Here is an 8,391-nt window from a genome sequence, read left to right as displayed (position 1 = left end):
GGGACGGGCGGGAGGAGGTGGCGCCGCCTACGACCGGAACGGCGTTCACCACTCTTCCTTCTCGGCGTAGAGGCTGTCGGTGATGGCGAGCGCCAGGACTTCGGGGGTGCCCTCGTAGATGCGGGTGCCCAGGGCGTCGCGCATCATCTTCTCCACCCCGTAGGAGCGCAGATAGCCGCGTGCGCCGATGAGCGAGAGAGCCGTGTCGGCGGCCTCGATCGCGGTCCGGTCCGCGAAGAGCTTGGCCACGGCCGGTTCGTAGACCGGCGGGGGCAGTTCGTTGTCGACCTTGTCGGCCGCGCGCAGGTACAGCATGCGGGCGGCGTCGACCTTGGTGGTCATGCCGGCGAGTTTCGCCGCCGTGAACTGGTGGTGCCGCAGGTGCTGCCCGCCCTGCACCCGTTCACCGCACCAGGCGACCGCCTGTTCCAGGGCGCTGCGTGCCACACCGGTGGAGATGCCGGCCACCGCGGCGCGGGCCATGTTGCTCTGCGCCATGTTGATGGCCATGCCCTCGCCCTCCGACCCGATCATGTACTCGGCGGGTACCCGGACGTCGTGGAACTCCAGCTCGCTGCCCAGGCAGGCGCGGTATCCCATCTTGTCCGCCACGGGGCCGCGGACGACGCCGGGAAGGTCCAGGGGGACGATGAAGGACGTGAGCCCGGTCGCGCCCGGGCTGCCCTCCATGTTCGCGAACACGGAGGCGAACGCGGCGAACTTCGCGTTGGTGATGAACCGTTTGCGGCCCGTCAGCACGTAGTGGTCGCCGTCCCTGCGCGCGGTCGTGACGTTCTGCGCGTGCTGGGCCAGGGACGGGATGATCAGGTCGCAGCCCGCGTCCTCCTCGGTGACCGCGTTGCAGGCGAGCACGGGTTCGTCACCGGAGAACAGGGGAAGGAAGCGGGCCTGCAGGCGAGGGTCGCCGGACAGCAGGATCGGCGCCTGGCCGAGCATGGTGGCTCCGAAGATCAGCGCCGTGCCGGGGCAGACGGCGCCGACCTCCTCCAGTGCGACGGCGACGCCCAGCATGCCGACGCCCGCACCACCGTATTCCCTGGGGACCGCCGCACGGGTGAGGCCGATCTGGTGGCCCTGGGCGACGAGTTGCCAGTCGAAGTGGGCCGCCGGTGCCTGGTCCAGGTGCTGGACGCGGGGCTTGACGACGTCCTGGGCGAAGGCCCTCGCGGCGTCCCTGAACCGCTGGACCTCGGGCGGCAGTACGTCGAAGTTCAGTCCCGACAGGGACACGGACTCGGACTCGGACTGGAACTCGGACAGAGCGGTGTTCACTTGGACGACACTCCTTACGCGTTGGTTCGCCGGCCGGAACCGGTGCCGGGCAGCAGGTCAGGCGCCGACGCCGGAGGCGGCGGCGATGTCCGGGTAGCGGTCGAAGGCGGGCCGCAGCATCGGCACCAGTTCCAGCACCTTGGCGACCTTGCCGCGGATCCTGAGCCGGCCCGTGGCGATGGCGACGGGCACCATGAGCCGGCCCATCCACAGCGCGTGGGCCGTGTCGCAGGACATCTTGAGAGTGATCGCCGCCGTCTGAGGAGCCTCCTCACCGACGACGACGCCCTGCGCTGACACGAAGACCTGGCAGTCGGGCTTCGTGTGGACGAGCCGGACCGACAGTCCCTCCTGCCGGGCCCTTGCGACGAATTCCTCGTCCTCCAGCATCACGGAAAACAGCCGGCCGAAGACTTCCGCCGCCATTTCGCTGGACGAAAAAGTGGACATCTTCCCCTCCCGATCGCTCTTGTCGCGCACAAGTCGACACGGGCGCAAGCGCCCTGGGTTTACGGACAGCGGGAAACCGATCGCAACGCTTTTCCGGTGCGGCGGGTTGTGCCCGCCCTGCCTCCGGGAGCGCCCAGGAGAACGTTAGGGGGCGTCATACCCGGCTTCCGCGGTGCGGACATAAGGCGGAAGGGATGCGGACATGACGCGGAAAGAATGACCCGCAAACAGGTGGATTGCAGCGCACTGGATTCAACAACCAGGGGTTGGAAACAGCGGTACTGTCACGGGATTCGCCACAATGTGCGTCGTGTGCAACTGTACTCATCAACCGCAACACAGTTGTCATTCATGGCTTCAGGACCATGCGTGCATCGCTTCAAGACCTTGCGTGGACGGCTTCAGGACCATTGCGCGACTGTCGGCCTACCTGCCGCGCCGGCCGGGCAGTTGACCGAAACCCATCGCTCCGCCGTCGGAGACACGCCGACGCGGCAGCGGTCCAGCACCGGCTGAGGGGCCCGCGAGGACGTGCGGGCGGTCATCCGCGGCCGTCAGAGGGGTGGAAGGCGCGTAAACCCCATTACCACATCACCCCACGCCGTCGGCAGATTTTCGACGAAATTACGTCCTGAGCGGACTAGGCAGCTAGTCAGATCGCGACACCCGGATGGGTGACTAGCATGTGCGAATGCCTGCCGGACGATCACCGTCCTCTTGGTGATGTCCCCTGCCCGCGGCCGTCGTGCGTCGGTCGCCCTGTCTTTCCCGCTGCCAAGGACCGAGGACCGCTGGATGTCAGTGCCTTCACCGCTCAGCCAACACCGGTCAGGGAAGGCGCCTCACGCCTCACCCGTCGCACCCCTGGTCGTCCTGGTGGTGACTGCCGCAGCGGCTGGTGCGGCGATCGCGGCGGCTCCCACGAACGCCCGTACCTGGACGGTGGCCTCGGCTCTGGGCGCCTGGTTGTGTGTGGCGGTCACCGTCGTCGTCAGTACGTCGCTGATCCGGCGCGCCCGCCGGTCCGCCGCGGCGCAGGTGGGCGAAGTCGGCCAGTTCCGTTCGCAGTTGGCACACCAGGCGGCCGAGTCCGCTCATCTGGTGAACGTGACCCTGCCCGCGGTGGCCACACGGCTGCGGGACGGAGCGAGCGCGCATGACGCACTGACGAGCGTGACGCAGCCGTCCGATCCACAGCTGCGCAAGGTCATGCACTCCTTCGCCACCATGGTGGAGCAGGACGTGAAGAGTGTCGCGGCCCTGGACATCGAACGGCGGCAGGCCCAGCAGGAACTGACCCAGGCCGCCGCCGAGCTGGAACGGCTGACGAACGAGACCCTGCCCGCCGCGATCGCAAAGCTGCGGGAAGGCACTTCGGCGGACACCGTCTTCGCCGAACTGGACTGGCCGCAGGTCCCCCTGCTGCGCATCCCCGCAGATTCGTTCATTCGTGAACTCGCGCACAGCGAACGGCGGGCCGCCGCCGCGCAGTCCGCCTCGGCGAAGGCCCTGAGCCGGGTGCAGGCCAAGGCCGTCAGCATGCTCGCCGACCTGCGGGACATGCAGGATCGGCACGGCGAAGAGGTCTTCGGCGACCTGCTGAAGCTGGATCACAGCACCTCACAGCTCGGCCTCATGACCGACCGGCTGGCGCTGCTCATGGGCGGCCGTTCCAGCCGTGCCTGGAACAAGCCGATCGTCATGGAGAGCATCCTCCGCGGCGCGGTCGGCCGGATCGCCGCCTACCGGCGCGTACGACTGCACTGTTCGACGAACGCCGCCGTCTCCGGGTTCGCCGCGGAAGGCGTCATGCATCTGCTCGCCGAACTGGTCGACAACGCGGCCAACTTCTCGCCGCCGATCGACGAGGTCCACGTGTACGTGGAGCAGCGCAGCGCCGGAATCGTCGTCACGATCGAGGACAGCGGCCTGAAGATGGCCGACGCGGCGATGCGGCGTGCCGAGGAGTCGGTGGCCGGGCGGATGACGGACCTCGCCTCGTTGCAGGGCACGCGGCTCGGTCTGGCCGTGGTCGGGCGGCTGGCCGACAAGTACGGCATCAGCGTCAACTACCGTCCCTCGTCGCGCGGCGGCACCGGCGTCGTCGTCCTGCTGCCCCCACAACTGCTGGCCCAGCAGCGCGACGCCGCACAGCGGCCGACCGCGTCCGCGGCGCCCGCACCCGCACCCGGGCCCGTCGACACCGCAACCCCCGCGGCACCCGAACCGGCGCCCGCCGAAGTCGCGCGGCCCGCGGTGGCGGCCGCACCCGAACCGGCCGTGCGGCCGGCCGCCTCGGTGCGGCCCGCCGCCGGGGCGGAACTCCCCGAGCGGGGGGCACGCTCCCGTCGCTCGGAGGCCACCCCGAACGGCCTGCCCGTGCGCGCCCCCGGCCGCACCATGGCCGAGGCCGACCGCGAACTGCAGCAGCGCAGAGCTACGGCCGCCGCCAGCGCGCAGGACGAGACGCAGACGGAGGGGCGTTCGGCGAAACGCGACGCGGGTTCGCTGTTCGGCTCCTTCCACCGCGGCCGCCAGTCCGGCAACGGCGAGACCGGATCGTGGGCCCGCCCCGAACCCGACTCCGACCCCGAGCCGCCCGCCGGCTCGTAGGTCCACCCCCACACATACGGCGCTCGGGGCCCCGGCGCCCATGCCCTCGACTTCGTGAGATTGGAGGAACGGGGCGGTGACCCGACAGCAGGGCACAACCGTCCCATCACCCACCATGCAGACCACCGACACCAGCCTCACCTGGCTCCTGCAGAGCCTTCTGGAGCGCACTCCCGGCACGCGGCACGCACTGGTCCTGTCCCGGGACGGCCTGAAGCTGTGCTGGACCGAACATCTGACGCTGGACCAGGCCGACCAGCTGGCGGCGCTCTGCTCGGGGATTCAGGCCCTCGCCCAGGGCGCGTCCATCGAGTTCGGCGACGGCAGCGGCGGTGTCCGCCACTCCATGACCGAGTTCCACGGCGGCCTGCTCTTCATCGTCGAGGCCGGCGAAGGAGCGCACCTGGCGGTCGTCGCCGAGGAGAACGCCGACCCCGGCGTCGTGGGTCACCAGATGACCGAACTCGTCGACAAGATCGGTGAGCATCTGCGGGCCGAGCCCCGCCAGGGCGCCCCGGCGAGTACTTCGTCGTGATACGCAGGCCCGTGGACACCGGTGATCCCGACCGGCTCTACACCGTCACGGGTGGACGCAGTCGTGCCGACGACGCGTTCGATCTGGTCACCCTCGTGGTGAGTGAGTGCGAACCCACCGCAGGGATGCAGTCGGAGCACACGCGCATCCTCGACCTGTGCCGGCACCCGACGGCCGTGGTCGAGATCGCCGCCGAACTGAAGCTGCCGATCACGGTGGTGCGCATCCTGCTCGGCGACCTCCTCGCCATGGGCAACATCACCGCCCGCCACCCGCGCGCGGCACGGTCCATCGCCTCGCTCCCCGATTCCGCCCTTCTCCAGGAGGTGCTCCATGGGCTCCGCCATCTCTGAGCTGCCTTCCCAACGTACGCCCCTGGCCGACGCCGCAGAGACCGGCCTGAAGATCGTCATCGTGGGCGGGTTCGGGGTCGGCAAGACGACCCTGGTCCGCTCGGTCAGCGAGATCCGGCCGCTCAACACCGAAGAGGTGATGACCCAGGCCGGTGTCGGCGTCGACGAGACGAGCGGGGTGGCGGCGAAGACCACCACCACCGTGGCGTTCGACTTCGGGCGGATCAGCCTCAACGACCGCATGGTCCTCTACCTGTTCGGCGCTCCGGGGCAGAAGCGCTTCTGGTTCCTGTGGGACCGGCTCTTCTCCGGCACGCTCGGCGCGGTCGTCCTGGTCGACACACGCCGGATGGACGACTCCTGGTACGCGATCGACCGGCTGGAGCACCACAAGACGCCGTTCGTGGTGGCGGTCAACCGCTTCGACAACGACCCTTCCCGGCACTCCCTGGACGAGATCCGCCAGGCGCTCGCCCTCCCCGAGCATGTGCCGCTGATCGACTGCGACGCGCGGGTCAGGTCATCGGGCAAGGACGTGCTGATCACCCTTGTAAACCACCTCTACGAACAGGCCAAGGCCCGGGAGATGACACCGTGACCGACACCGGATCCTCCTCCCCGGCGGCCGCCCCGGGCTGCCCCGCCCACCCGGGCGCGGTGCGCCTGGGCGGTCTGGAGTACCAGCAGACACCGTCGCAGCTGTACCGCACCCTGCGCCGGGAGCACGGCGCGGTGGCGCCCGTGCTGCTCGACGGGGACGTGCCGGCCTGGCTGGTCCTCGGCTACTCCGAGGTCGGCTATGTGACGGCCCACGACGAGCTGTTCGCGCGGGACTCGCGGCGCTGGAACCAGTGGGAGAACATCCCCGCGGACTGGCCGCTGATGCCGTTCGTCGGATACCAGCCGTCGGTGCTGTTCACCGAGGGCGCGGAGCACCAGCGGCGGGCAGGGGTGATCACTCAGGCGCTGGAGGGCGTCGATCAGTTCGAGCTGGGCCGTGAGTGCGAGCAGATCGCCGACGAGCTCATCGCGTCGTTCGCGGGGAGCGGCCACGCCGAGCTGATGAGCGCGTTCGCGCACGCCCTGCCGATGCGGGCCGCGGTCCAGATGTGCGGGATGCCGCACAGCGGTACGGACACCCAGCAACTCGTCGACGACCTGCGGATCTCGCTCGACGCCGCGGAGGGCGACGACCCGGTGGCCGCGTACGGCCGGGTGGGCGCGCGGTTCCAGCAGCTGGTGAAGGAGAAGCGGGAGAAGCCCGGACCGGACGTCACCTCGCGGATGCTGCAGCATCCGGCCGGGCTGACCGACGAGGAGATCATCCAGGACCTGATCTCCATCATCGCCGCGGCACAGCAGCCGACGGCCAACTGGATCTGCAACACCCTCCGCCTGCTGCTCACCGACGAGCGCTTCGCCCTGAACGTCTCGGGCGGCCGGCTCAGCGTGGGCGAGGCACTGAACGAGGTGCTGTGGCTGGACACGCCGACGCAGAACTTCATCGGCCGCTGGGCCGTGCGCGACACCCAGCTCGGCGGACGGCAGATCCGGGCGGGCGACTGCCTCGTACTGGGACTCGCCGCGGCCAACACCGACCCGCAGATCTGGCCCGAGGGGCACGTCGGCGCGGAGAACGCCGCGCACCTGTCGTTCAGCAACGGCGAGCACCGCTGCCCCTACCCGGCCCCGCTGCTGGCCGACGTCATCGCCCGTACCGCGGTCGAGGCCCTGCTGGAGCGACTGCCCGACGTGGTCCTGGACGCGGAGCCGCACGAGCTGACCTGGCGCCCGTCCATCTGGATGCGCGGGCTGACCTCGCTGCCGGTGCGGTTCACGCCGGTAGTGCAGTAGCACAACCACAAGCCCCCCTAACGGGGTTCGGGGCGCGGCCCCGAACCCCACAGGGGGTCAGCCCGCGACCGGCGTGAACCGCACCGGCACGGACTGCGGGCCCCGGGTGAAGACACCCTGCTCCACGGGGTCGAAGCCGTCGGCGAGCCGCACGTCGGGCATGGCGTCGAGGAGCTGGCCGACACCGGTCTCCACCTCGGCCTTGGCGAGCAGCGCCCCTACACAGAAGTGCCGGCCGAGCGCGAAGGCAAGGTGGTCGGCGGCGGCCGAGAAGGCGGTCGACGTCGTCAGGTCGTCGCGGAAGATGTCGAAGCGGTCCGGGTCCTGGTAGCGGTCGCCGTCCCGGTTGGCGGCGCCGATCAGGCAGGTGACGGTGGCTCCGGGCGGTACGGTGCCGCCGCTGAGCTCGACCTCGGTCGCCGACTGCCGCATGATCATGTGGACGGGCGGTGTGTAGCGCAGCGTCTCGGCGAAGGCGCGGGAGATCAGGCTCCGGTCCTCCCGTACGGCCGCCAACTGCTCCGGGTGCAGCAGGAGGTTCACGAAGATGCCGGCGATCGCCTTGTCCGTGGTCTCGCCGCCCGCGGCGAGCAGCAGGCTGCAGAAGGCCTTGATGTCCTCGTCGCTCATGTTCACGCCGTCCACTTCGGCGGCGCACAGCGTGGACAGCAGGTCGTCACCGAGGTTCTCACGGCGTTCCCGGATGATCGGGAACATGTACTCGGCGAACTCCTCCCGGGTGCGCTCGCCGGCCGCCGTCACCTCCGGGTCGCCCGAGAGGTTGCCGAGGAAGGCGATGACGGAGGTGTACCAGCGGTGGAACCGGTCGTGGTCCGCCTTGTCCAGGCCCAGCATGTCCGCGATCACGTTGACGGGGAAACGGGTCGCGTAGTCGGTCACCAGGTCGGCGGACCCGGTGTGCCGGAAGGCGTCGATCAGCTCACGGGAGTTGCGCTCGATCACGGGAAGGAACTTCGCCTCCAGGTCGCTGCCGCGGAAGGCCGGGGCGACCAGGGCACGCCGCACCGCGTGTTCCCGTCCGCTGAGCTGGAGAATCGTCTTTCCGTGTACGGGCTCGAGCTGCCAGGTGTAGTTGTCGGTGGTGAACTCCCCGCTCTTGTCCTTGAAGACGCGCTCCACGTCCTCGTAGCGCGAGATGATGTAGCTCTGCATGGCTTCGTGCCAGATGAGAGGGGCACGTTCGCGCATCACCTGATAGGCCGGGTAGGGATCCGCCGCGAACTCGGGCGAGAGGATGTCGGGGACCTGTTGCGCGGTGGACATGAGACTCCC

The 8,391-nt window shown here is 69.6% G+C and carries 8 protein-coding genes; 5 read left to right on the top strand and 3 right to left on the bottom strand.

What is annotated here, in order from left to right:
* Positions 1-45: 45 nt before the first annotated feature.
* Together FPZ41_RS23435 and FPZ41_RS23430 are read right to left on the bottom strand one after the other, a co-directional pair.
* Positions 46-1,293, bottom strand: coding sequence for an acyl-CoA dehydrogenase family protein (locus tag FPZ41_RS23435; protein ID WP_322620613.1), 1,248 nt, complete (start codon positions 1,291-1,293; stop codon positions 46-48).
* A 57-nt stretch (positions 1,294-1,350) separates the two neighbouring features.
* The gene (locus tag FPZ41_RS23430; RefSeq protein ID WP_152865624.1) at positions 1,351-1,743 is read right to left on the bottom strand and encodes an SCP2 sterol-binding domain-containing protein; all 393 of its coding nucleotides are present in this window, start codon (positions 1,741-1,743) and stop codon (positions 1,351-1,353) included.
* Between the two features lie 795 nt (positions 1,744-2,538).
* On the opposite strand from FPZ41_RS23430, the gene FPZ41_RS23425 reads away from it, so the two are divergent.
* From FPZ41_RS23425 to FPZ41_RS23405, 5 genes are all read left to right on the top strand, one after another.
* A complete protein-coding gene (locus tag FPZ41_RS23425) occupies positions 2,539-4,356 on the top strand; it encodes an ATP-binding protein (protein ID WP_152865621.1) in 1,818 nt (605 codons plus the stop codon).
* Positions 4,357-4,471: 115 nt separating this feature from the next.
* Positions 4,472-4,891, top strand: coding sequence for a roadblock/LC7 domain-containing protein (locus tag FPZ41_RS23420; protein ID WP_152865618.1), 420 nt, complete (start codon positions 4,472-4,474; stop codon positions 4,889-4,891).
* Complete coding sequence (locus FPZ41_RS23415; RefSeq protein WP_322620612.1) at positions 4,888-5,244, top strand: DUF742 domain-containing protein; 357 nt, start codon at positions 4,888-4,890, stop codon at positions 5,242-5,244. Before FPZ41_RS23420 ends, FPZ41_RS23415 begins: the two co-directional genes overlap by 4 nt.
* Positions 5,225-5,842, top strand: coding sequence for a GTP-binding protein (locus FPZ41_RS23410; protein ID WP_152865616.1), 618 nt, complete (start codon positions 5,225-5,227; stop codon positions 5,840-5,842). The genes FPZ41_RS23415 and FPZ41_RS23410 overlap by 20 nt, the downstream gene beginning before the upstream one ends.
* Positions 5,839-7,098 carry a cytochrome P450 gene (locus FPZ41_RS23405; protein WP_322620611.1) on the top strand — a complete coding sequence of 420 codons (1,260 nt, stop codon included), beginning with the start codon at positions 5,839-5,841 and terminating at the stop codon, positions 7,096-7,098. Before FPZ41_RS23410 ends, FPZ41_RS23405 begins: the two co-directional genes overlap by 4 nt.
* A 57-nt stretch (positions 7,099-7,155) precedes the next feature.
* Here FPZ41_RS23405 and FPZ41_RS23400 read toward each other — a convergent pair whose 3' ends face one another.
* Positions 7,156-8,382: a cytochrome P450 gene (locus FPZ41_RS23400; RefSeq protein WP_152865613.1), complete on the bottom strand. Its 1,227-nt coding sequence runs from the start codon at positions 8,380-8,382 to the stop codon at positions 7,156-7,158.
* Between the last annotated feature and the right edge of the window lie 9 nt (positions 8,383-8,391).

Origin of the sequence: Streptomyces acidicola (genome assembly GCF_009377235.1) — a bacterium.
Lineage (GTDB): Bacteria > Actinomycetota > Actinomycetes > Streptomycetales > Streptomycetaceae > Streptomyces > Streptomyces acidicola.
The sequence above is the reverse complement of the archived record's forward strand: the minus strand, read 5'-3'. Positions and strand labels throughout refer to the sequence as shown.

Excerpts from the sequence above, each read along its gene's own strand:
- FPZ41_RS23430 (WP_152865624.1), bottom strand. The coding sequence starts at position 1,743 with ATGTCCACTTTTTCGTCCAGCGAAATGGCGGCGGAAGTCTTCGGCCGG.
- FPZ41_RS23425 (WP_152865621.1), top strand. The coding sequence starts at position 2,539 with ATGTCAGTGCCTTCACCGCTCAGCCAACACCGGTCAGGGAAGGCGCCT.
- FPZ41_RS23420 (WP_152865618.1), top strand. The coding sequence starts at position 4,472 with ATGCAGACCACCGACACCAGCCTCACCTGGCTCCTGCAGAGCCTTCTG.
- FPZ41_RS23410 (WP_152865616.1), top strand. The coding sequence starts at position 5,225 with ATGGGCTCCGCCATCTCTGAGCTGCCTTCCCAACGTACGCCCCTGGCC.
- FPZ41_RS23400 (WP_152865613.1), bottom strand. The coding sequence starts at position 8,382 with ATGTCCACCGCGCAACAGGTCCCCGACATCCTCTCGCCCGAGTTCGCG.